The sequence below is a fragment of the Candidatus Villigracilis sp. genome (assembly GCF_057083605.1).
In genome coordinates this window covers 55,234-79,742 of sequence record NZ_JBXMTI010000100.1, presented here as the reverse complement: position 1 = coordinate 79,742, position 24,509 = coordinate 55,234, and the positions used below count along the sequence as shown (strand labels likewise).

Sequence of the window (24,509 nt, the reverse complement as noted above, 5' to 3'; positions counted from 1 at the left end):
TTGGAATCATATGCCTCTCATCACTTTATTCTCCGCTCCCAAACCGTTTACCGATCCGCACATCGCGATGATTCAACGCAACGCAATCAAATCGTGGAGTCTGCTCCCCGCCGTCGAGGTCATTTTGCTCGGCGAGGAGCATGGTCTTGCCGAAGCGGCGCGTGAGCTTGGTGTGAAGCACATCCCCAATGTGGCGCTTAACGAATCTGGCACGCCGCTGATCTCGTCGATGTTTCAATTGGCGCAGGAAAATTCCAATAGTGAATTACTCTGCATCATCAACGCGGACATGATCTTAATGCCAGACTTTCTCGAAGCAGCTCTGGAGTCCAGCAGCTTGCTGCTGGATAAGAAATTTGTTTTGCTAAGTCAACGCTGGGATTTAGATGTAACTCAACCTATGGACTTCACCGAAGGTTGGCAGGAAAAATTACGTAATACGGTTTACGCATCAGGTACCCTCCACCGTCCCGCAGGAAGCGACTTCTTTCTCTTCCCCAAATCCTGTTACGCAGACGTTCCCAATTTCACCATTGGCCGCGCAGGTTGGGACAACTGGATGATCTACAAAGCCCGCGCAGAAAAATGGCCGGTCATTGATTGCACGCCATCGGTCATGATCGTGCATCAGAACCACGATTACAGTCACCTGCCTGATGGCAAATCGCACTATGAGCATCCCGACACGAACGAAAATATTCGCCTCGCGGGCGGACAGGCAAATATCCGTTACACGATATTAGATTCAACCCATCAACTTGTGGATGGTAAACTTACCCGCCCGAAGATGACGTCGCTGCGTTTTATGCGTAAGCTCGAATTGTTTTTGCGGGCAATATTTTTCTTTTTGCCAGAAGACATGATCGAGAGCGTGGCAAGACCAAAGAGATGGCAGAAACGATTTAAGAAATTATTCAAATAACCGTAGGGGCACAGCGGGACGATTCAGGATTTTGATCGTCAACCCGTCCGCTGTGCCCCTACCAGGAATCAAATATGCGTAAAGGTCAAAACCCTGCCAAGTTCGTCAAAGATGTCGCCCGTCCCGAGCGGGTGACAGTTGCATTATTAAATTACATTCCATTTTTGAGCGGCTTTTACGCTGAGACATTGGATGTTTTAAAAGTCTCGCTCGAATCCATGCGCAAGGACGCGGGATTACCGTTCGACTTGATGGTCTTCGATAATGGCTCGTGCCCCGAAGTACGCGAGCATCTCGTGAACGAAAAGGAAGAAGGGCGCATTCAATATTTGATCCTCTCCGAAAAAAACATGGGTAAAGGCGGCGCATGGAATGTGATGTTGACCGGCGCACCAGGTGAGATCATCGCCTACACAGACGCGGACGTTTTATTTTCCCCGAACTGGCTTTCGCGTTCTGTGGAAATTCTCGAAACCTTCCCAAACGTCGGCATGGTGACCGCGCGTCCCTTCCGCACACCGCCTGAGTTGTACACATCAACGCTGGAGTGGGCGAAGAAGAATGCGACCATCGATGAAGGTCAATTCATTCCGTGGGAGACCTTCCTCGAATTCAATCTCTCGCTTGGGCAGACTGAGGAGGAGAATAAAAAGGTTTATGCAGAGACTAGAGACTGGAGACTGACTTATAAAGATGTGACCGCAATGGCGGGAGCCTCACACTGGCAGTTCACGGCATATAAATCCACACTTCAGCAATTCCTGCCCTTTGACATGGACAAACCGATGGGCCAGGTCCGCCAGTTGGATAAGCGCATGAACGACGCAGGCTTGTTGCGCCTGATGGTCTCTGATCCACTGGCGATGAATATGTCCAATACGCTGGGGTATTTGCGTGGGGAGTTGGGGAAAGATACAGTAAAAAGTAAAAAGGGAAAAGGGCTTGCACGCCGTGTGTTGGAGATTGGATTTATCAAGAAGGTTTTGCTGGCGCTGTATAACAAGATATTCAGTTGGTATTATTCGTAGGCAAACTCGGTGGTTGAGTAGGATGGATGCTTTTCCCACCCGTATCGAAACCACCTGTGTGTAACAGGATTTTTAGTTGGTATTATTCGTAGTTGAGCTCGATTCTGTGATGCTAAAATCTGCTGGTGGTTTGGGAACTAGAGTTCTACAAAGTTCAGTGAGAGCTAAGGTATGAACAAAGAAATGACTAAACTAGATCGGAATGGAAAACAATCGAAAGTGATGGTTTTTTCTATTGTTGTTTTAGCAATTTTTGCATCTTGCTTATTCTTGGCGATTTTTGTGCTTTTTCGTCAAAACATCCTTCCGAGATCAGCCCAGACATCTATACCAACTGAAACAATTCGAGATTTAGACAGCTACAATTTAACAATTAGTGATATTTCTTCATTTATAACTGTGACCAATGCTGTGATTACATCTGATGCTTCACTTGTGAAAACTTTACCCATCAGTGTGAAAAATAATAGTCTGTGGTCAATCCAAGTGGCCAAGATAGTTATAGGAGACAATCCCAATTTTTATACTCGCAGTAACCAGAAACTTGAAGACCCATTTTATTATGGTTCTGATGACTTTTGTCAATATGGACCGAAACCCGATCTTCACTTTTTTGATGATTTCCCGCAAGTTCCCGGTTATGACCTATCCGAATACCACTTTGAAATACCCGGGCAAGTAGCTTCTTCAACTGCTGAATATGAATGTGGCTTTTATCCAGCGGCACAAATAACATCTACTAGCAAAATATGCATAGTTTTTTACCCGATGTCCAAATACAGCTTTGAGACTTTTAATTATGTTTACCGTGATCACTATAATACTGTGGATCCTGAGTGGGAAAAAGCTTTTGATGAATTTCGACTCGTTACCAAGTGCAATAGATGATCAAGCTCTATTAGAGTCGCCAGTTAGAGTTTATGAGTTTGTTAGCCAGATTCGTTGGTTTCTTAAGCTATTCGCATAAAAGGAAGATGTCATGAACTCAGAAGAATCTTTTAATCATTGGTTTGTTACTCCAATACAATGGCTTCAAGCCATTCCGAATAAGGATGGAAGTTTTGTTGCTCTTGCAACTGCCTTATTTCTTTATGAGAGATACATTATTGCTATACTTGAAACTAAAGGAGTAAAAGCAGACTCTAAAAGCCGAATAAAACAAATTTCCAATGATTTTGAAGTAGATGAAAAAACAGCCAAAATATTTTGGGATATAATGCGGCATGGGATTCTTCATCAGGGTATGCCAAGGCAACTAGAGCATGGTAAAAAGACATTTCCTGATTGGATATTTCACCATCACGAAGTTGAACACCCAATCGAAATTATTGAAATCAACAAAAAGAGATTGCTGTCAGTACAACCATGGATGGTTGTGAACAAGGTGATGACGCTTTGGAAAAATAATCTGCATTTGCTCGACCAAAGCCAAAGTTTTCCTTGGGCTCAAGTGTTTAATTTCAAATTCCAAGTAAACGAAAAAACTGATGGGGATTTTTATCTTGTAACTGGCTCTTCATCTGGATTAGGTCTGATTGGAATGGAATAGAGCAAAATTCCTAGGGAAGATAAAATCTATCGAAACAAAATCAACCCAAAATTCAGAAAGAAGCGAAATCAATTCAGTGACCAAACGAATCTTCATCTCCGCCGACCACGGCATGGCAATCATCTACATGAAGAAGACGGATGCAATTGCATCCGTCTTCTTCATTCGTTTATACCTGTGCCCATGCAGGGTATTCGTGGTCGAAATTGTAATATAGGGTTTGTTTCGGTAGACGGAAATCCACAACATCTTTGCCAACTTCGTCTGGGTTTTCCTTTTCTACGAGTACACGTGCGATAAAGCCTGCGATGGTTTCCATGTCTTTTTCATTCATTCCTAGGCGAGTGGCTTCGATCGTGCCGATGCGGAGGCCGCTTGGACGATCCCAATCTTCAGGTTTGTCTTCCGGGACAAGGTTTTTGTTCGTGATGATGTTGGCCTGTGCGAGACGATGTGCGACTTCGAGTCCACCGCCGAATTGTTTGACGCGGGCAATTACCTGATGACTCTGGCTGTAGCCTTTGTGCGCGCAAAGGATGGGAATCCCGCGCTCATCGAGTGCTTTGCCAAGGGCTTTTGAATTTTTCACAATTTGCGCCATGTAGAATTTACCGAACTCGATCATCTCCGCCGCGGAAACTGCGAGCGCTGCAACGCGGTTGACCTGATGGGTGGCGGCTAAGGCTGGGAAAATAGTATCAGTGATCGGCTTGGTAAGTTGCGGGTCGTTCCACAGGATCATGCCGCTTTGCGGTCCGCTGAAAGTTTTTCCAGCCGAACCAGTCAGGATAACAGCTCCTTCATTCAAAGGATCCTGGAATTGTCCACCCGCGATCAAGCCCGCCTGATGTGCGCCATCGAAAATAAATTTCCCGCCCCATTCTGAAATAATTTGACTCATCTCGCGTACAGGCAGGGGGAAGAGCGTCATAGACATGCCCATAACGACGAGTTTCGGTTTGTGCTGACGGGCAAGCTTTGCGAAGCCATCGATATCAACTTCGAGTTCGTCCATGTTGAAAGGGACATCGAAAATCTTGACGCCCCGTGTTCCTGCGGGTCCGTCATAACGATTGCTGGAGTGTCCGCCAAAAGGCTGCGGCGCAGACATAATGATATCGCCTGGTTGGGTAAACGCATGATAGACCGTCATGTTTCCGAGCATACTGCCCATCAAACGATGGTCGGCATAATTGCAACGAAACGCGGTCTTCAATAATTCAACACAGAGCGATTCAACTTCATCGATATATTGGGTTCCAGCAAACCAGCGGTTGACTCTGCCAATGTGCCCCTCAGCCGCGCGCGTCCCAATTTCGGAGGAAAGCAAAGCACGTACCATTGGGCTGGTTGGCGCTTCAGGCGCCAGTAAATTGAGACAACGCTCGCCGCGCCATTCTTCATTCCGTTTGACCGCATCGATGACAGCCTGTGCCCACATCCTTGGAGATTCTGTCGCGCTCATAATGGACCTGGCATTTGCCAACACATCCCGATCATGGACTTCAAATTGAGTGGTATCGATTTCCTTCATGGCTTATCTCCTTCTTTACTTATAAACTTTCCTGTTTGTTCAGATATGCAACCAAATGCTCGGCTGCACCGCGAAGATGAACTTCAAGAACTGTAACGGCTTTCTCTGTCTCTCCATGCCGACATGCCGCGAGAATTGCGCGATGTTCCTTTTGGGATTTTTTTTGATAAGCCATTCCCGCCAGATAGAGAACCAAATAGCGGGCGATATTCACATGCAATGCTTTGATTGTGTCCATGAGGCGCGGTAACGAAGCAGGGGCATACAATGTTGCATGAAACTCCCAATTCAGTTCGCCCCACTTTGCAATATTTTCCTCTTGATCGATTGCGTCAAGAATTTCGTCGGCACGTTTCAACTGAGCAACGGTCAGGTTGGGAATCGCTCGCGCCAGGACAGCGGTTTCCAACGCAATTCGCATCACATAGATTTCATCCGCCTCAGCAGCTGATAATTCTGAGACGAACGCCCCTCGATTGGGATAAAAGTTGACAAGTCCCTCTGCTTTTAATTGAACCAAAGCCTCTCTAACAGGAATTTTGCTCACACCAAATTGAGCGGCGATTTCATCCTGTTTAAGAGCCTGCCCGCTTTTTAAATTGCCGCGCAAAATATCAGCGCGCAGGGAGTCTGCAATTGATTCTTTTGCAATAACAAGAGTAGGGTTTGGAGAAGGGGTGAGAGAAGCCATAAATCAAATCGTATACGATTATGTAAAGATTGTAATATCGTATACGATTTGAGTCAAGGTTTTTGGTGATTGATGTCAAACGCTGGAAGTTGGACTTCGTCAAGAAAATTTTTCTGGTGGTGTATAACAAGATTTTTTGCTGGTATTATTCCTAGAGTGCCTCGGTGGTCGAGTAGCCGAAGGTATATCGAGCACCACCTGTAATCAAGAAGATGTTGCTGGCGGTGTATAACAAGATTTTCGGTTGGTATTATTCATAGTATATAATTGCTAGATGATTTATTAGTTCATGTGAAAACAAAGGCTCAGTAAAGAGGACAGTGTATGCCAGAAGATGCCTTATTTCAAATCTTTATTGGAGGAGGGATATTAGCTCTTATTCTCTCTATCTTATTTCAGTTTTGGATTAAAAAACGGGGAAAGGTTATTGAAACCAGAATCCTTCAGACTGAATTAATTAATCCTGAAATCTCTAATCTGGTTCCCGTTTTCACAAAAGTTGGGCGTTCAAATCTCGCACTCACAAGTGCATACAAACATACTATCTTTATAAAGAATGTTGGTTTAGATGAGATAGAAGAGCCTGAAATTGACATTTCTTTTGATGCAAAAGCAAGGATATATGATGTTCAGATTAATTCTAGATTTTTGACAGATGACAAAATAAAAATACCTACAAGCAGCCGAAGAATAAATTATTGTCGTGTTATTCCAGAATATATTAATAGTGGTCATGATTTGATTATTGTAATTACGACTCTAAATAATGAAATTAGAAATTGCAATGTTGACGTGAGAGGCGCGGGGGTTTTTCACAGAAGAAAAATCGTTGATATCAATTGGTACTTGGTAGCTACTGTCATCTTATTGCTTATTGTTGCTATATCATATCTTTCAAATTTCGTGGCTACATTTTTGAATAAAGGAGCACGTTGATGAAAACTCCAAAATTTAGAAAACAATTTTCTTTCAATTATGTGTATTATTTTCTGATTTCAATCTTTCTAGTTAGAATTTTGGTTGTTTATTTTGATCAGCCTAATAATGAATTACTAAATTCCGAAACATATGTTTTTGTGTCAAATTTTATTGGATGGTTTGGCGTTCTCTATGGAGTGCTTTTGCCATTAATATTGATTCGTGTTTGGGAACAACTTGACAAGATTGATAGAGAATTTGATAAGGAAGCAAACGCAGTAAGGTTGCTTTATGAGGATGTTCGTTATTTGCAAATTAGTAATGGTTCTGTTGGAAGAGAAATAGCTCAGTTATTACGTGATTATGTTGTACATGTCATTAACCATTATTCAAGTGAAGTTAAGGGGTCAAATAATGTGCAAGGATCAGATAATGCAAGAATAGAAGGCGACAAAATTCTTGAGGATATTAGAAGGTTGCATCAATCGTTTTTGTTGTCAAAAAAGGAAGGTTCATCTGATCTGGGGCTCATTGAATCGGAAATATACTATGAGATAAGAGAGCTTGTAGATATCCGCGCTAATCGGATTGACTTAGCCAGTCAGAGATTATTTGAGAGTTTGCGACTTGTTGCACTTCTTGCTTCTATAATATTTATAACTCCATTTTATATTATAGGTTTTGCATCTCAAGCGAGTCTTTTGAGTAGTATTTTAATACTAGGTGTAACTTTATTAGTGATTTTTATTTATCTTATTATTGAGGATTTTGACGAGCCTTTTGGAGGTGTTTGGAAAATAGATCCTGAGTCTTGGAATCGGGTACTTATGAATATAGATATGCAAGAACCTGTACTTTCGTTGAGTTATAAGCAAAAGAAATCTAATAAGAATCGACAAAAAAAGATCTTATAGGCGAGCATTACAATTTAGTAATTTGCGAATAACATATTAAGAGATGCTTTATTACTAAATCTATGACCGCTTCTATTGGGGAAAGCGAACTTTTCTGTCTAGTTTTCAGAACTGACGTTGTAAAAATACTCCTCGAAACAGAATCAAACTCCAGTTAAGAAAGAATCGAAATCAGCTCAGTGACCAAACGAATCTTCATCTCCGCCGACCACGGCATGGCAATCATCTACTTCCTGCAAAGCGACATCGTCCCGACTCTGCTCGCTGCGGGCGTTGAGATTATCGTCCTCACCGACGACGATACCAGGGAAAAGATCGCCTCACGTTTTAAGCAGAACGGACTCGTCTTTGAAGGTTTACGCTTAAAGCAAGCCAATGAGTACGCAAAAAAAATGCAACCACGCCTTCAATGGCTGCTAGCCTACCTGCGCCGCGTCGGCGGCTCGCGCCACATCAACACCGAAGCCATGGACAGCCACATCTGGGAAGTCTGGGCGGAGAACGGCTGGAAATTCCGTTTGGGTATTTGGATTCCCTCCGCGCTGATGATTCTTCTCCTGCGGAATTTTTCCTTCGCCCGCAAACTTTTAGTGCGGATGCAGAACAGCTTCACTCCGACCCCGGGCCTGTATACTGACCTCTTTGACAAATATCAACCTGACATGGTCATCGCTTCGACCCCAGGCTGGCGCATGGACCGTTACCTCCTGCGTGAATCCGCCAAACGCGGAATCCTGAACATGACCGTCATCGTTGGCTGGGATAATTCATCCTCATACAACGTCTCAGGCGCAGATGTGCAGTGGGCGACCTGTTGGTCTGAATTGCAAAAGGAAGAACTCATCAAAGGTTCAGATTGGAATCCTGAACATGTTCATGTGGGCGGCATTCCCTCGTATGACGGATATTTCCGCAAGCAGTGGCTCATGCCGCGTGATGACTATTTCAAACTTCATGGACTCGACCCCAAACGTAAGTTGATCTCATACGCCAGCAGTTTTGTCCATTTCGCGCCGAACTATCCGAACATCGAAGCGTTGGCAAAACTGGTTTCGTCCGATTCGCTGGCGGAACCTTCGCAATTGTTGATCCGCTTGCACCCAAGTCACTTTCAAGACAAGCCGAAGATCTTCGCCGAAGAACGTGCGCGCGTGTTTGAGTTGGAGAAGAAATATCCGCATGTACATGTCGTCCAGCCTGTGGCGCTGGGCGGGTCACTCGGCTATTATGGCGGCGAAGACATGGACGAGAAATCGTCCATGATGGCATATTCGGATGTGGTGGTCACTGTCTATTCGACCATGTTAGTAGAAACAGCAGCGCATGATACCCCTATGATCGCTGCGACGATTGATGTTCCTGGTGGATGGAACAAGCCAAAGAAATTCTCTTTATCTTTGAAAGAAATCGGCGATTGGCCCACGCATAAAAGATTCCGTGATGCGAAAGCGGGACGTGTGGCGGAAAACGAGAATCAACTTCGGGATGCGCTGAATCTCTATTTAACGGATCCAACTGTCGACGCGGAACAGAGGCGGAAATTCGTCGAAGATGAAATCACGTTTACTGATGGAATGTCTGGCAAGAGAACCGCAGAATTTATTTTGAAAATTCTAGAGAAAATGAACCGCTAAGAGCGCCAAGAAAAAACCTTTAAAACTTCGCGACCTTGGCACTCTTAGCGGTTAAGAACCTTTGTGTCTCTTCGTGGCCTTTGTGGTAAAAATAGGGTCTTGGAGAACAAATGAAAAAGAAATATCTAACCATCCTTTTGATACTTATTACCACTCTCATATCAGCGTGTGGCAGTGCCGAGCCGACCATGAGTGCTGAAGACATCGCAAATACAGCCATGGCAGATGCGTGGATTTCCATTACCCAGACACAAGCTGCAATGCCCACTGCTACTGTTGCACCACCTACATCAACACTTGCACCCATATTAACTCTTCCGCCGACTTTGCCTCCACTTCCGACCCTTGCGTCCACTACTGTGGCTGCCGGGCCAACAGCTGACCTTTGCAATCAAGCTCCTGATTTTGAGCCAAAAGGAACACTGGTAAACGTTGAGTTTAAGAATGTATCAGAGGGAAGTGTCAACTTGTCGTTTGGAATGAGTGCCCCAAATGATGAGAAAGAATGTGTCACGTATTCATACACACTTGGTAGCGGTAAGGGGAATGTGACTTCCGCCAAGGTCTTGGTGGGCTGCTATTGGGGCTGGGCCTGGATCACAGGCTCCGAACCCTCCGTGGCAAAGACAGGAAGTGATATTTTATGTCTGACCGATGCCAACCTTACCTATCACATCCTGATCACGAAAGAAACGATCAATTTTGAATAATTTTGAGAGCCTTTCCGCTTGCATTTTCTGGAGCGGATCGCTTTTATGACAAACTGACATGATTGAAAAACACCCCATGTTCCTCTTTTACTTTTCCATTACCCTCGCGATCTGTTCCAGCGCTCTCTATCATTTTGTTGCGAAAAGCACACCGTCAAATGTGAACTTCACGATTTCTTTATTGGTAACATATGCGGTTGCCTTTGTCGTCACCCTGCTCGGATTCTTTTTCTTCCCCGCGACAAATGGCATCTTAACCGAACTCAAACAACTCAACTGGGCCAGTATCGGGCTTGCCATCGCCGTCGTTGGCATTGAATTTGGCTTTTTATTGGTTTATCGCTCAGGCTGGAATTTGGGAATTGCCGCAGTCCTGACCAACGTGGTGGCGTCGTTGATCCTGCTTCCCATAGCGATTTTCTTTTTCAAAGATAAAATTTCATGGGTAAATATCATGGGGATATTTGTTTGCCTGGCTGGGTTGGTCATGTTGAATTGGAAGAGGTAATTATGGCATTACAAATAAATAATGCCAAATGGAAAATAATCCTTGTAGTTGATTTGGTGCTAGGATTGTTGTTATGCTTTGGACTGTTAACTGGATATTCTTGGAACAACGCGTGGGCTAACCTGGTCTTTCCTCCTGCTGTTGGTGTTATTGGAATAACGATCTTGATCTTCAAGAAAAAGGTTACGGCGTTCAGCAGGTGGGTTGACGCTATTTTTTATGTCCCATCGTTATTGTTTGGTATCCCGTTTATTTTGTCAATTGTTCTACTGATTTCCGCATCAGCGTTCTTAATTACAAATAAACTTATTGAAGAAAAAGTAGGTCGGATAATCGTACAGCAAGAACCTGCCCCTGATGGCGCGAAGTTCGCACAAGTTGAATGTTATCCTGCATCTGCTCATAATGGACACTGGATTGAGATTAACATCGTATATCAAGCCGCGCCATTCGTGAAGCAAGAATTGAGACAGTTTTGGGAAATGTCACCTTGCGAAAAGATAATCGATAGTGACTACATATCTTGGCTAGATAATGATGCGATTTATTCGTCGAGAACAAAAGAGGAAGCAAAAGTAACACTCCTTAGATGGAATAGTCTGTTTAAACCGAGTGTGGAGAAATGATGGAGTTATTATATCGCCTCCGTTCCGCCGCCCGCATCCTCCTCAAGGGCGATCCTAAAAACAAACAGCGCAACCCCATTCCTGCCATCACGCCTGAGGAAGTAGCGGAGATCAAGCAATTCTTCCCGCGCGAGAAGTTCTTTATCTTCGGTCATGCCCGCTCAGGAACGACGCTCCTCATGCGTCTTGCGCGTTTGCATCCCGAAGTGCACTGCAATTATCAGGCGCACTTCTTCACGCGCCAGCCGTTGCTAAAATCCCTTGTGAATACGCCCGAAGCGGAGGAGTGGTTAACGCGCAAGTCCAATCGCTGGAATCAGGGACGCGACCTCTCGCCCTTGGTTTTGCGTGCAACAGCGGATTTCATCATGGAGCGTGATGCGGCTCGTGAAGGTAAGATGATCGTTGGGGATAAGAGTCCCTCATCCACCATTCATGGGCAGGCTGTGCGTGACTTGCACGCGGTCTACCCTGACGCGAAACTGGTTTACATAGTTCGCGATGGGCGGGATGTTTTGATCTCGGAGCGTTTTCGTAACTTTGTGGAAGAATCCAAATTTTTGAGCGCGGAAGACAAACGCATCGTTGCGGACCTGCAAGTTGATCCTGCTCCATTTTCAGATGGACGCCGCTCGATCTTCACCGAAACCTTCATCCGCCGCGTGGCTCAAGGATGGGTAAAAAACCTGAAAGAAACCGAAGACGAAGCGCGCAGATTGCTTGGTAAAAATTATTTTGGAATACGTTATGAAGACTTATTAACCCAACCGTTTGATGAAATGAGCAAACTCTGGAAATTCCTTGGTGTGAAAAGAATCAGCAAGTCTCTTGAAAAGGAGATAAAAGCTGAAATGACATCCAACCCCGATGAGGAGTGGCAGGCCAAACGTAATGAAGGAATCGCATCCTTTCTCCCAAAAGGGCAAGCTGGGAACTGGTCACGTTTGTTCACACCAAAAGACAAATCCATTTTCAAGGAAGTCGCGGGTGAGATGCTGGTGAGGTGGAAATACGAGAAGGAGATGAATTGGTGAAACCCTTAAATTTTCTACAAAAACAAACAAGATATAATCCAGCCGCCTGCAAGCTTTTTGCTGAAAACAATCAATTGTGTAGGCCGCACATACTATGGGTACGTATAACTTTTGAGAAAAGATTTAGGTGAGGTAATTGTGAACATTGCAAGCCGTTTTCCTTCACTAAAACAATTAACGCCAGTTTATTCGGTTATTGTGGTGGTTATTTATGGGTTTTCCATGCTGAAGTTTTTCTGGCGAGTTCCGAGTTTGATTAATTATTCAACAATCGGGCAGGTTGGAGTCATCTTCTCCTATATGGTAGTGGTAAACCTCATTGAAAGCCTGATGATCGTTTCTGTGCCGGTTGTGTTGAGTATGATTCTGCCGGGGAAATGGTTTTTTGAGCAGTTTGTTGCAAAGGGCGTTTTGCTGGTTTCGCTGGGGCTTGGCTATGCAGGATATATCTCCAGCCATATCAACACAGAGGAGGATTTTCCCTACCCATTGTTCAAATGGGCGCCTCTCGTATTTGTCTTGATCCTTGCTTTAGTTTTTCTCCTGGCCCGCATAAAATTCGTAACAAAATTCCTGGAGCGGGCTGCTGAACAATTTGAAGTGTTTCTCCTGATCTCTCTTCCTCTCAGCGCCATTGCTCTTGTTGTAGTGCTCATTAGAAATATTTTTTGATGAATGGATGGAAAAGGTAAAGTCATGTCTAAAATAAGCCGTCGCAGTTTTTTGAAAATAGCTGGGGGCGCAGCTCCAGCCATTTTTTTTCCACAGGTCGCCTCCTGGGCTGGGAAAACCCTTGGGCAGTCCGATGCATCCAAGCCGAATGTGATCATCCTTTTGTTCGATGCGATGAGCGCTCGAAATCTCTCAGTCTATGGATATCCACGCCCCACTACTCCAAATTTGGAGCGATTTGCCGAACACGCTATTGTTTATCATTCCCACTCCGGGGGCGGGAATTTTACTATTCCTGCGACAGCTTCCTTGTTGACAGGTACATATCCATGGACGCATCGGGCCATTAATCATCGCGGCATGGTACAGCAAAGCATGGTGGATAAAAATATTTTCCGCGCCGTGGGAACGGATTATCAACGCCTGGCTTTTCCGCAAAACGCCTGGGCGGATCTCATAGTCTCGCAATTTGTAGAGGATATTGACACGCTTTTGCCTTCCAGCTTATATGGCTCCTTGGATTACATGAAAGGTGAAATGCTTCCAAACGATACCAACATGGCAACTCGAGCGCTGGATGATTTTGTATTTAAAGAGCATGAGCAGGCTTCTCTCTTCCTGGCTCCCTTGCTAAGCGCAATGTATTACAGGGATGCGGCTCGTCTCTCTAAGGAAGGCTACCCTAGGGGATTGCCAAACAACGAAAATTATCCCCTATATTTCAAGCTCGAGGATTTATTTGACGGCCTGGCTTCTCTTGTGCCAGGTTTACAGTCAACATTCGCATACATTCATCTATATCCGCCTCATGCCCCGTACCGCGCGGCCAGCAGATTTTACAACGAGTTTAACGATAATTTTCGCCCCATTAAAAAGCCTGTTCATCGGCTCTCAAGCCATTCGACTAATACCCGGCTCGCCTCGGCACGCAAGGCTTATGATGAGTATGTCGCTTCGATTGATTGGGAAATCGGGAATCTTTTCGATACATTTGAAAAAGAGGGCGTTTTTGAGAATAGCTATGTGATCGTGACTGCCGACCATGGGGAGATGTTTGAACGTGGAGAAGTTGGTCATATAACTCCTTTACTCTACGCCCCGGTTGCACAAATTCCGCTGCTGATTTCCACTCCAGGGCAAAATACCCGCCGCGATGTGTATGCCCCTACCAATGCTGTGGATGTTCTGCCAACCATCGCACAATTGACGGGCAACCCCATTCCTGACTGGGCAGAAGGTGTCCCCTTGCCAGAGCTTGGCGGCGTGGAGGATTATGAGAGGGGCAGTTTTACTGTTGAGGCGCAAAGGAACTCATCCTTTGGCCCCCTGAACATAGCTACGGTAGCCTTAAGGAAAGGCACCCATAAACTTATATACTATACAGGTTATGAGGCTGGGGATGCTTTTGAGTTGTATGATGTCGAAGCGGATATTGAGGAAATGAATGATCTCTATCCTGCACAGCCTGCAATTCTAGATATCATGAAGGAAGAGTTGCTTGATTCTCTCTCGGATGCAAACAAGCCATACGTGAAATAAGATAAAGGATGTTGAATGAAATATTTAATCGCAGGCCTTGGCTCTATCGGACGACGTCACATGCGCAATCTTGTGGCATTGGGTGAAAAGGATATTGTTTTATATCGCACAGGCAGAAGCACCATGCCCGAAGAGGATCTGGCAGGTTTCCCGCAGGAAACTGATCTGCAGGAAGCGTTGAAAAAGCATAAGCCTGATGCGGTCATCGTCTCCAACCCAACGGCCATGCATCTGGATGTTGCCATTCTTGCCGCGCAAGCGGGTTGCCATATTCTGCTTGAGAAGCCGATCTCACATTCGATGGATAGATTGGATGTGCTGCAAAACGCCGTGAAGAAAAGTGGATCGAAAGTTCTGGTCGCTTTTCAATTCCGTTTTCATCCGGGCTTGGTACGGGCCAAGCAATTGATTTCTGATGGCGAGATCGGACGTGTCATTTCGGCCCATGTTCATTTTGGTGAATATCTGCCCGCCTGGCATCCATGGGAGGATTATCGCAAGGGATACGCAGCCCGCGCAGACATGGGCGGTGGCGTGATCGGGACTCAATGTCACTCGCTGGATTATCTTCCGTGGCTGGTGGGGAAGGTTGAATCAGCCTGGGGATTTACTGCCAAATTAAGTGATCTCGAAGTGGATGTGGAGGATACCGCCAAAATCGGTCTGCGTTTTGAAGGCGGTGCATTGGGAAGCCTGCATTTGGATTTCAACCAACAACCACCGGAGCATTATTTCACGATCATTGGTACCAAAGGAACACTCAAGTGGAATCTCCCAGACGGTGCGACATCCACCTATCGGGCTTCCCCTCACCCCAACCCATCTTCCTCGGGGAGAGAGGCAAGGGGTGAGGGCGATTGGGAAGTGTATCCGCTACCGGCGGGGTGGGAGCGGAACGTCATGTTCATGGAGCAGATGAAGCATTTTGTGGATGTTGTGCATGGCAGAGCTACACCATCCTGCTCTTTGGAAGACGGGGTGCGCGTGATGAAGTTGATCTCTGCGGTGCATGAATCACAAAACACGGGGCGGCTGGTCGCATTGTAAAAAATGCGCCGCACACTAAGGATACGCTTATTTGTACACTTCATTCCACAGTATTTTTGTTGAATCTTTTCGTAAAAAGACCTTTATGCCTTTGGCGATTGATACATATACATAATTTTCCAGATAAGGTGCAGCTTCCTCGGCAGTGTCTTCCCAAAGGGAGATGATGACATCAGGTTTGAGCTCGCCGAAGGTGTGGGCGTAATCCCATTTCATATGACCGGGGCGCATGTTAGGGATATCAGGGATGCCCATTGATGTGCGGACATTTTGATGCGCGATATAGGGGTCCGCTTTTCCGAGAATGTCTATCGCGTAACGATCTGGCAATAAGTATGGAATAGTCCCAGCACCGACCACCGCGATGGATGCACCGGGCTGGGTGATGTTTTCCAGCGCAAGCGCGATCTGCAAGTTGCGGTCGCCGCCGGCCACGTAGTCGGGCCTGCGTGCCAGATTCCAACGTTCAATGGCTTTCCAATCGCCGAGCAGGGTGTTGAAGTTGAGGATGGAGAAAACGAAAAGCACCACGAAGACGATTCTCCACCCAACCTCCGCCGCAACCCTGACCGTGAAACTGCTCGCGGCTTTCTTGAGCAGTTCCGCCACTGACCAACTGAAGGCGATTAAGAATAGAGGCATTGCTATGACAATATAGCGATTCGCTCCGCCATGATTTTCCCAGGCGTCGCCGCCCACATAAACGGAATAGGTCATTTGCCCTGCGACAACGAGGGCCAGCAAGATCGCTTTCCAATCTCGGCGGAAGATAAAAATGGAGAAGGGGATGAAAATCAGTACCCAATTCGAATGATAGATAAATTGAACAAGAGCATATAATCCGCGCAGGATTCTTAGGGTGGTATTCCAACCTTCCACTTTGAGGTAGTAAGTATTGGGGAGTAGTTCGCCGTAATATAGATAACGCGCAAGGGTTTGGGCACCGAGAAATACAACTAAAAGCCCAAGTCCCCAAATAAGATGTCGTTTGCGATTTTCTTTTTGCGTGAAATATAAAACTGCCAAGATGACCACATATGGCACCGCCATGTCAAAGCGGACTAAGGTTGATACAGCCAGCAAAACGTAGAGCCAAATATTGAACTTCTCTCCGCTTTTCAAGGCCAGCCAGACGGCCGTGCTTAACATCAAGGTTAGCAGGCTCACTTCCATACCGAGCAAGCCGAAGGAGTTGAGCGGCGCATAGAAGGCGGTCAATGCTACAGCGGAGAGCATGGCGAGGGGCTCATCTGTAAAGTGTTCGATAATGCTTTTGACGAGGAACAGGTTCAAGGTCAGGAGGGAGGCGCCGAGGATTTGGATGTAGAGTCCCGTTTCGTTCAATCCAATCGGCAAAAGATGTATGAGGGCCATAATCCCGACCCAAAGCGGATTGGTGAAACCCTCCACTCGTTCGCCCGCGTTCCAAACGGGGCCAAGTCCGTGCGCGAGATTATAGGCGTAGCGCATGGAGATCATCGCGTCATCGAAGAGCACGTAATAGGTTTTTTCTTCGATGACAAAACTGGTCGCCGAGATATAACGGTAACAATAGTAAATATAACCAAACATAAGCAGCGCAAAGAGTGAATTACATACAGTTTTGGAGTTCATAGCTTTGGGATTATATCGTAGGGTTCCAAAATTCATTGACTGAATTTTGGAGTATAATTTGCCCTTGCGTAAATTTGTAGGGGCACAGCTAGGCGAATAAAAGCCAGGGCTTTGATAGGTTCGCTGTGCCCCTACTTTAAAATCAACAAAATGGAGTAACCAAATGGCAAAAGCAAAACTGATCCCACCTTATGGTGGAAAACTGGTGAATCTGCTTGTTGAAGGAAAAGAGCGCGATGAATTGCTTACCCGCGCCGGGCAGCTTCCTTCGATCAAGATCACCATGCGCAACCTGTGTGACCTTGAACTGATCGCTACGGGCGGTTTTTCACCTCTCAGCACTTTTATGGGCAAGGCAGATTATGAACGCGTGCTCAAGGAAATGCGCCTCGCGGATGGAACCCTCTTCCCGCTTCCGATCACCCTGACAGCTGATTCCAAAGAATTGCCGACCGTTGGCGAAGAGCTGGCCCTGCGCAACGCGAACTTTGAATTGATCGCTGTGATGACCCTTGAAGAGATCTATCATTGGGATGCAGAGACCGAAGCCACGCTCGCATACGGCTCAACTGATCCGAAGCATCCGATGGTTTCCGAAATGGGACGCTGGGGCAAGGTCTGTATTTCTGGCCCAATGAAAGTTGTGAATCTTCCCAAGTACTATGACTTTGTGAATTTGCGCTTCACACCTGCTCAGGTGCGTGCCAGGCTCGAAGAAATGGGGCATGATAATGTCGTTGCATTCCAAACTCGCAATCCATTGCATCGTATTCATGAAGAACTTACCAAACGTGCCGCTGCCGAAGTAAAAGGCTCTCTGCTTGTTCACCCCACGGTCGGTATGACCAAACCCGGCGACGTGGATCACTACACCCGCGTCCGCACCTACAAGGCATTGGTTGATAATCATTATGACAAGAAAAATACCATGCTTAGCCTGCTTCCCCTTGCCATGCGCATGGCCGGCCCCAAGGAAGCTTTGCTTCACGCCATCATTCGCCGCAATCACGGCGCGAATCATTTTGTCGTTGGGCGCGATCACGCAGGCCCGGGAAACGACTCGAGCGGCAAACCGTTCTACGGTCCGTATGATGCGCAGGAGATTATGAAGCAGTACGAAGCCGAAATCGGCGTCAAGATGGTTCCATTTGAGATGCTCGTCTATCTTCCCGATGAAGATCGTTACGTGGAAGAAAAGGATGTGCCCAAGGGCGCGAAAGTTGCCAACATTTCTGGCACACAAGTCCGTGATGATTTTCTTGCCAAAGGCAAGCTGCTCCCCGAATGGTTCACCCGCCCCGAAACTGCTGAGATTTTACGCGAAATGTATCCTGCACGCCACAAACAAGGCTTTGCGATTTGGTTCACTGGCTTGAGCGGTTCAGGCAAGAGCGCCACTACACAGGTGCTCACCAGCCTGCTGCTCGAACGCGGACGTGAAACTGCCATCCTGGATGGTGATGTTGTTCGCACACATCTTTCCAAAGGCCTTGGCTTCAGCAAGGAAGACCGCGACACTAATATCATTCGCATTGGTTTTGTAGCTGGTGAAATCGTCCATGCGGGCGGCGCAGTTGTTTGTGCGGCCATCAGTCCCTACCGTGCCACGCGCGAAGAAGCACGCAAGATGGTCGGTGAGAACTTCATCGAAATCTTCATGGATACTCCTGTTGAAGTCTGTGAACAGCGAGATGTGAAAGGTCTGTATGCGAAGGCCCGCCAAGCCATGATAGATGGCAAGCCCATGGGTTTCACCGGCGTGGATGATCCCTACGAACAGCCGATCAACCCCGAGCTCACCCTCAAGGGTTTTGGCGCATCCCCTGAAGACAACGCCCGCGAAATTGTTAAGTATCTTGAGGATCAGGGATTCCTCCTGCCCCAGAAATAAGTTCAGACTCGTTACGCATTACGTATTTCATAATACGTAATGCGTAACAACTTTCTAATGGACTTACGCAAGCTCCCTCTCGCTTCATTCTTAATCCTCAGCCTGCTCGCCGCACTAGCGACATTTTTCGTCCTTTATGCGACTCCGCAAGGGCTGAGTCTCTCGGATGATTCAATTGCATACATAGCAGGCGCGCGCAGTATCTTAAGCGGGGACGGTTACCGTGCTGTCTGGCTTGCCTCCAATAAACCCGTTACACACTTCCCTCCAGGTTTTTCATCCGTGCTTGCGCTCGTCGGCCTCAGCGGGTTGGACCCCTTGCGTGGCACACGCTTCATCAACTCACTGCTATTTGGCGCAAATACATTTCTGCTTGGCCTCATCGGCTGGCGTATGACCAAATCTCAAATCGCGGGCATTACGCTGGCTTTGTTGTTTGTGCTCAACGCATCCATGTTTCGAGTCCATACAACCGCAATGAGCGAGCCGTTATATATCTTTTTTAGTCTTGCAGCATTACTAACTTTTTCCTACTCTGGAGTGCAGGAGCTTGCTCCTACACCAGACAGCAAGTTGTCTGACTCCAGAATATGGCTGGCAGCCACAGGCGTTTTGACCGCTTTTACCTACCTCACACGTTATGCCGGCCTGGCTTTACTCGCCACGTTTATCGTTGCATTGATCCTTCTTCATGAAACCTGGCGCAAGAGATTAATCAGCACGGGCATCTTTCTCGCTAGTTTTATCCCCTTTGCCCTGGCCTGGAGTATACGCAACGTACTCGCTGCAGATAATGCCACCAACCGCATATTGGTCTATCATCCACTCACTGCCGAAAATATCGGATCTGGAATTTACAATTTCTCCGTCTTCCTGGTTCCCGTGGAAACATGGCGGCGCGCTCTGATCGCTATTCCCAATTTATTTATTATTGCCCTCGGCATTATCGCTTTGGTATTGCTTATGTGGGTTATACCCAAAGGCTTGAAAAAATTTCTCCAGCCCTCTACAGAAGCACCCGAAATTTTATCGTTCACAAATGCCTTGTATATTTTCGGTTATCTGGCTTCCATTGTTTCATCCATGTTATTGTTCGATGCCAGCACAAAATTCAAACTGCGGATCGTCTCGCCAATCTACGTTGGCTTGCTGGTCATGCTGGTTTGGTTTGGATATTGGCTATGGCAAAAGCGCGCCGTTTACTGGCGGACTCTGACCGCTATCATTGCAATATTCATTCTTACCCTTTCAGTTTATGATATATCCAATGCCGTAGCGCAACTCCGCAAAGGCGGGCAGGGATATGCATCCTTCCAGTGGTTTGATTCGCAAGCCATGGAATTCTTAAGACAGCTTCCCGCAGGTACGCGCATCTATAGCAATCAGGTCGGCCCCGTTTACCTTTACACCGGCCGCCCGGGCTATGTTCTGCCTGACCTTGTAGACCCTGTTACCGGTTTGCCGCGTGAAGGATATGAAGAAGGCGTTGCTGCTCTTCATAACGATGTGCTATCAGGCGATGCGGTCCTCGCCTTGTTCAAATTCGGCTCCGAATCAGAAGATGTGCAATCCATTTACCTTAATCTCTCCGAAGGTTTATTTCTCGCGCACGATACTCGCGGCGATAAAATCTATACCGCCCATCCATAAAGGAAACCATGACCATACTAGATAAATTCAATTTGAAAGACCGCGTTGCAGTTGTTACTGGCGGCGGTGGACAATTAGGTTTTGAATTTTGCAAAACCCTGGCCGAAGCAGGTGCGGCTGTCGTTGCCGCCGATTTGAATATGGAACTTGCATCAAAGACAGCCTCCCGCCTTGCGGATGATGGCTACTCTGCAATCGCTTTTCCACTTGACGTAACCCGCCTCGAATCGACCCGTGAACTGGTCGCTGAAACCGTCAAACAGTTTGGCCGCCTGGATGTTCTCGTCAACTCCGCTGCTCTCGACCCAAAGTTTGATCCCGACGCCGTTGCAAAAGGAATTGCTCCCGGTGCCTTCGAAGATTATCCGCTTGACCAGTGGAATGCGGCGTTGAACGTAAATCTCACTGGAATGTTTCTTGTTACGCAGGCTTGTGTTAAACAGATGATTGCGCAAGGCAAAAAGGGAAGTATCATCAACATCTGCTCCACCTATGGGTTGAATGGCCCCGACCAAAGAATCTATATCAAAGATGGCAAACGCGTGGCGTATAAACCTGTCTACTACAGCACCACCAAGGCTGGTGTGATGGGTTTTACAAAATACCTCGCCGCCTATTATGCAGAGACAGAGATCCGCGTGAATGCGCTTACGCCAGGCGGCGTGTTTAACGACCACGAAGAATATTTCGTTAAGAATTATTCTGCCAAAACCATCCTCGGACGCATGGCAAAGAAGGACGAAATGAACGGTGCCTTGTTGTTCCTGGCATCTGAAGCCTCCTCCTACATGACAGGCAACAATGTGATTGTAGATGGCGGCTGGACGGCATGGTGATTAAGGTAAGGGCACAGCGAGACGATCAATCGTCAAAATCTTTATCCAATTCGCTGTGCCCCTACGGTAAACAATAATGACTGAAATACTTGCCCTCATCCCCGCACGCGGCGGCTCAAAAGGAATTCCGCGCAAGAATATCCGCAGTTTTGCGGGCTATCCGCTCATTGCATGGAGCATTGCCGCAGCAAAGCGATCTGCAATGGTGACTCGTGTCATCGTCTCCACTGATGATGAAGAGATAGCAGCAGTCGCACGTGAATGGGGGGCCGAGATTCCCTTCTTACGTCCGAGTGAATTAGCACAGGATAAAACCGCTGATCTTCCAGTTTTTGAACACGTGTTGAAATGGCTGGAGGAAGTGGAGGCGTATCGACCTGAAGTAGTGGTTCAACTGCGTCCCACATCGCCCATCCGCCCAACAACCATGGTGGACGACTCCATTCATATCCTGTTGAATCATAAGGATGCAGACTGCGTGCGTGGCGTTGTGCCTGCCGCGCAAAACCCTTTCAAGATGTGGAGATTCAGTGGCGAAGAAAAACCAATAAACCCATTGCTTGAAATTGACGGAATTGACGAACCCTATAACGCGCCGCGTCAAATTTTGCCGCCAGTGTACTGGCAAACGGGCCATATTGATGCGATCCGTATTTCAACCATCACGCAAAAAAAGTCATTGACAGGCGATGTAATCTATCCATTGTTGATCGACCCGAAATATACGGTAGACATTGATACGCTCTCTGATTGGGCAAAATATGAAGCAGTTGTTTATAGCGGCCTGGAGATAGTCACACCGGGAAAATCACGCCGCGTGATACCCAGGACCATAAAAATGATCATTTGTGATTTTGACGGCGTGGTCACTGATAATCACGTATTGACAGATGAAAATGGCAAAGAGACTGTATCAGCTTCACGCAGTGATAGTATGCACATCAAGGCCCTGCGTGAAAAAGGCGTGGAAGTAATGATCATTTCCTCGGAGCCGAATCCGGTTGTGATGGCGCGTGCGAAAAAGATGGGGGTGGAGGCAATTCACAATGTGGGGATGCAGGATAAGGGGCGTGTGATGCGTGAGGTCCTCGAGCAGAAAAATGTCAAAGCGGAGAATGTCATCTATGTTGGTAATGACCTCAATGACCTCCCGTGCTTTGAGATCGCGGGTTGGTCTGTGGCGGTGGCAGATGCGTATCCCGAAGTTATTCGCGCCGCTGATCATGTATTGACGAAGAACGGCGGGCAGGGGGCGATTCGTGAATTGTGTGAGATCGTTCTGTCGCGCATGAAATAATATTACGAATCACGTATTACGTCATCCGTAATGCGTAAAAATTTAAGGAGAAAATATGGCTCGTGAGATAAAATTTGGAAATCGAATGATGGGTGATGGGCATCCCACATATATTATCGCGGAGGTGGGCATCAATCATAATGGTGATATGGAGATCGCAAAAAAAATTATTGATGCGGCTGTGCATGCAGGTGCAGATGCGGTGAAATTCCAAAAGCGCACCCCCGAAGTTTCCACACCGCCTGAACAACAAACACAAATGCGCGAAACGCCGTGGGGCTATATCACTTACTTGGATTATCGTTACAAAGTTGAATTCAATGAGCAGCAATATCGCGAGATCGACCGTTATTGCAAGGAAAAGAAAATTGACTGGATGGTCTCTGTATGGGATGAACCCTCGGTTGACTTCATGGAGAAGTTTGATACGCCTGCGTATAAAGTTCCTTCGGCTTCGCTCACTGACCATAACCTGATGAAGCATGTTCGCAAGACAGGCAAGCCTGTCATCATCTCAACAGGTATGTCCACCATGCAGCAAATTCATAAAGGTGTAAATGCGGTTGGTGAGGATAATCTTGTGATCATGCACTGCACCAGCACCTACCCCTGCGAGCCTGAAGAATTGAATCTCAAAATGATCGAAACCCTTCGCAGGGAATTTCCGAATACTCCCATCGGTTATTCTGGTCACGAAGTTGGGCTTGTGCCATCGGCGGTTGCCGTTGCACTTGGCGCAACTTCAATTGAACGCCATATCACACTTGACCGCGCCATGTGGGGTAGTGACCAGGCTGCTTCGGTGGAACCACACGGATTCGCAACACTCGTAAAATATATTCGTGTTACGCAGGCTGCACTGGGCGATGGCGTGAAGAAAGTTTACGAATCCGAAATGGGTTCGATGAAGAAACTCCGCCGCGTTGTGAATGAATAAAGCGTAGGGGCACAGCAAAACAATCAATAGTTATCGTTTTTAACAAACCCGCTGTGCCTCTACAATAAATAAATAATATGGGAATTATTCAAAACCTCCGCCGCACCTTGCGCCCTGCGGGGAAAACCGCTCAAGCCATTTTGCGATGGAAGCGGTTTTCTTTTGATGAAGCCCCACCCATGTTTGGAAATTCCAAACCAAAGAGTGGGTCACATTTGCTGCTGCAAATTCTTAATGGCTTTACGAAGATCATGCCCTATCGCTATGTGAATGCAGACCCGATAAGAACAATTGAAAAAGATGGAAGAAGAAAGACGAAAGAAGAAATACTGGATGAATTAAAGCGCGTGCCTGATGGTGTAATTGGCTGGGGTTATTTGGATGCGACAAAGGAAAACGCCTCTTTCTTGACCGAGGCTGGGCGCGTGAACTATTTCATTTATCGTGACCCGAGGGATATGCTCGTCTCACAGGTCTTCTTCGCGACTGACATGCACGAAGAGCATGGGATGCACGCCTATTACAAATCGCTTCCAGATTTTGGCGCGAGATTAAATGTTGCCATCACTGGCATTGATAAAGACGGCTTGAAAATGGTCAGCGTGAAGCAGAGGTATGAAGGCGTCTTCCAGTGGCTGGAACAAAAGAATGTGATGTGCATTCGCTTTGAGGATTTGATCAATCACCGCGATGTCACATTGAACGCCATGCTGGATGAAGTGGAAAAGACAGGTTACAAGATTCCGACTTCGCGCAAGAAAGCTTTATCCACTTTAGAGGAAGCGATCCAGCCGAAGAAAAGTCATACCTTCCGCTCGGGAAAGACCGGCGGCTGGAGGGAGCACTTCACAGATGAGCATAAGAAGTTGTTTAATGATGTCGCAGGTGATTTGTTGGTGAGGCTAGGGTATGAGAAGGGGAACAATTGGTCAAATACTACGTGAAAGGAATATTTAGT

At 46.7% G+C, this 24,509-nt stretch carries 23 protein-coding genes; 20 read left to right on the top strand and 3 right to left on the bottom strand.

Features of this window, described 5'->3' with window-relative positions:
* Positions 1-10: 10 nt before the first annotated feature.
* From AC14M5_RS14560 to AC14M5_RS14545, 4 genes are all read left to right on the top strand, one after another.
* Entirely contained in the window at positions 11-922 is a 912-nt protein-coding gene (locus AC14M5_RS14560) for a glycosyltransferase family 2 protein (protein WP_484030404.1), read from the top strand.
* 74 nt (positions 923-996) lie between these two features.
* Entirely contained in the window at positions 997-1,950 is a 954-nt protein-coding gene (locus AC14M5_RS14555) for a glycosyltransferase family A protein (RefSeq protein WP_484030403.1), read from the top strand.
* Positions 1,951-2,121: 171 nt separating this feature from the next.
* On the top strand, positions 2,122-2,838 hold the full coding sequence (locus tag AC14M5_RS14550; RefSeq protein WP_484030402.1) for a hypothetical protein: 717 nt from the start codon (positions 2,122-2,124) through the stop codon (positions 2,836-2,838).
* Between the two features lie 91 nt (positions 2,839-2,929).
* Positions 2,930-3,499 (top strand): hypothetical protein, encoded by a 570-nt coding sequence (locus tag AC14M5_RS14545; protein ID WP_484030401.1) that lies wholly within the window; start codon positions 2,930-2,932, stop codon positions 3,497-3,499.
* Positions 3,500-3,668: 169 nt separating this feature from the next.
* Here AC14M5_RS14545 and AC14M5_RS14540 read toward each other — a convergent pair whose 3' ends face one another.
* Positions 3,669-5,033: a serine hydroxymethyltransferase gene (locus AC14M5_RS14540; RefSeq protein WP_484030400.1), complete on the bottom strand. Its 1,365-nt coding sequence runs from the start codon at positions 5,031-5,033 to the stop codon at positions 3,669-3,671.
* A 19-nt stretch (positions 5,034-5,052) separates the two neighbouring features.
* On the bottom strand, positions 5,053-5,724 hold the full coding sequence (locus AC14M5_RS14535) for a GntR family transcriptional regulator (RefSeq protein ID WP_484030399.1): 672 nt from the start codon (positions 5,722-5,724) through the stop codon (positions 5,053-5,055).
* A gap of 324 nt (positions 5,725-6,048) precedes the next feature.
* Here AC14M5_RS14535 and AC14M5_RS14530 point away from each other — a divergent pair, with 324 nt between their 5' ends.
* The 10 genes from AC14M5_RS14530 (at position 6,049) to AC14M5_RS14485 (ending at position 15,326) form a co-directional block, all read left to right on the top strand.
* Positions 6,049-6,660 carry a hypothetical protein gene (locus AC14M5_RS14530; RefSeq protein WP_484030398.1) on the top strand — a complete coding sequence of 204 codons (612 nt, stop codon included), beginning with the start codon at positions 6,049-6,051 and terminating at the stop codon, positions 6,658-6,660.
* A complete protein-coding gene (locus AC14M5_RS14525; protein ID WP_484030397.1) occupies positions 6,660-7,556 on the top strand; it encodes a bestrophin-like domain in 897 nt (298 codons plus the stop codon). Before AC14M5_RS14530 ends, AC14M5_RS14525 begins: the two co-directional genes overlap by 1 nt.
* Before the next feature lie 179 nt (positions 7,557-7,735).
* The gene (locus AC14M5_RS14520; RefSeq protein WP_484030396.1) at positions 7,736-9,190 is read left to right on the top strand and encodes a hypothetical protein; all 1,455 of its coding nucleotides are present in this window, start codon (positions 7,736-7,738) and stop codon (positions 9,188-9,190) included.
* A 110-nt stretch (positions 9,191-9,300) separates the two neighbouring features.
* The gene (locus AC14M5_RS14515; protein ID WP_484030395.1) at positions 9,301-9,900 is read left to right on the top strand and encodes a hypothetical protein; all 600 of its coding nucleotides are present in this window, start codon (positions 9,301-9,303) and stop codon (positions 9,898-9,900) included.
* 58 nt (positions 9,901-9,958) lie between these two features.
* Positions 9,959-10,408 carry a hypothetical protein gene (locus AC14M5_RS14510; RefSeq protein WP_484030394.1) on the top strand — a complete coding sequence of 150 codons (450 nt, stop codon included), beginning with the start codon at positions 9,959-9,961 and terminating at the stop codon, positions 10,406-10,408.
* Positions 10,342-11,034 carry a hypothetical protein gene (locus tag AC14M5_RS14505; RefSeq protein WP_484030393.1) on the top strand — a complete coding sequence of 231 codons (693 nt, stop codon included), beginning with the start codon at positions 10,342-10,344 and terminating at the stop codon, positions 11,032-11,034. The genes AC14M5_RS14510 and AC14M5_RS14505 overlap by 67 nt, the downstream gene beginning before the upstream one ends.
* A complete protein-coding gene (locus tag AC14M5_RS14500; protein ID WP_484030392.1) occupies positions 11,031-12,068 on the top strand; it encodes a sulfotransferase family protein in 1,038 nt (345 codons plus the stop codon). Before AC14M5_RS14505 ends, AC14M5_RS14500 begins: the two co-directional genes overlap by 4 nt.
* 138 nt (positions 12,069-12,206) lie before the next feature.
* Complete coding sequence (locus AC14M5_RS14495) at positions 12,207-12,740, top strand: hypothetical protein (protein WP_484030391.1); 534 nt, start codon at positions 12,207-12,209, stop codon at positions 12,738-12,740.
* A gap of 24 nt (positions 12,741-12,764) precedes the next feature.
* Positions 12,765-14,279: a sulfatase family protein gene (locus AC14M5_RS14490; RefSeq protein WP_484030390.1), complete on the top strand. Its 1,515-nt coding sequence runs from the start codon at positions 12,765-12,767 to the stop codon at positions 14,277-14,279.
* 15 nt (positions 14,280-14,294) lie between these two features.
* The gene (locus tag AC14M5_RS14485) at positions 14,295-15,326 is read left to right on the top strand and encodes a Gfo/Idh/MocA family protein (protein WP_484030389.1); all 1,032 of its coding nucleotides are present in this window, start codon (positions 14,295-14,297) and stop codon (positions 15,324-15,326) included.
* A 27-nt stretch (positions 15,327-15,353) separates the two neighbouring features.
* On the opposite strand, the gene AC14M5_RS14480 is transcribed toward AC14M5_RS14485, so the two are convergent.
* Positions 15,354-16,940, bottom strand: coding sequence for a hypothetical protein (locus tag AC14M5_RS14480; RefSeq protein WP_484030388.1), 1,587 nt, complete (start codon positions 16,938-16,940; stop codon positions 15,354-15,356).
* A 163-nt stretch (positions 16,941-17,103) separates the two neighbouring features.
* Between AC14M5_RS14480 and AC14M5_RS14475 the strand changes: the two genes are divergently transcribed.
* From AC14M5_RS14475 to AC14M5_RS14450, 6 genes are all read left to right on the top strand, one after another.
* Positions 17,104-18,831, top strand: a complete 1,728-nt coding sequence (locus AC14M5_RS14475; protein WP_484030387.1) for a bifunctional sulfate adenylyltransferase/adenylylsulfate kinase — start codon at positions 17,104-17,106, stop codon at positions 18,829-18,831.
* Positions 18,832-18,870: 39 nt separating this feature from the next.
* Positions 18,871-20,481 carry a phospholipid carrier-dependent glycosyltransferase gene (locus AC14M5_RS14470; RefSeq protein ID WP_484030386.1) on the top strand — a complete coding sequence of 537 codons (1,611 nt, stop codon included), beginning with the start codon at positions 18,871-18,873 and terminating at the stop codon, positions 20,479-20,481.
* Positions 20,482-20,489: 8 nt separating this feature from the next.
* The gene (locus AC14M5_RS14465) at positions 20,490-21,317 is read left to right on the top strand and encodes an SDR family oxidoreductase (protein WP_484030385.1); all 828 of its coding nucleotides are present in this window, start codon (positions 20,490-20,492) and stop codon (positions 21,315-21,317) included.
* A gap of 76 nt (positions 21,318-21,393) precedes the next feature.
* Positions 21,394-22,614 carry a cytidylyltransferase domain-containing protein gene (locus AC14M5_RS14460; RefSeq protein WP_484030384.1) on the top strand — a complete coding sequence of 407 codons (1,221 nt, stop codon included), beginning with the start codon at positions 21,394-21,396 and terminating at the stop codon, positions 22,612-22,614.
* Between the two features lie 55 nt (positions 22,615-22,669).
* Complete coding sequence (locus AC14M5_RS14455) at positions 22,670-23,551, top strand: N-acetylneuraminate synthase family protein (protein ID WP_484030383.1); 882 nt, start codon at positions 22,670-22,672, stop codon at positions 23,549-23,551.
* A gap of 77 nt (positions 23,552-23,628) precedes the next feature.
* On the top strand, positions 23,629-24,495 hold the full coding sequence (locus AC14M5_RS14450) for a sulfotransferase domain-containing protein (RefSeq protein ID WP_484030382.1): 867 nt from the start codon (positions 23,629-23,631) through the stop codon (positions 24,493-24,495).
* The last annotated feature ends 14 nt before the right edge of the window (positions 24,496-24,509 follow it).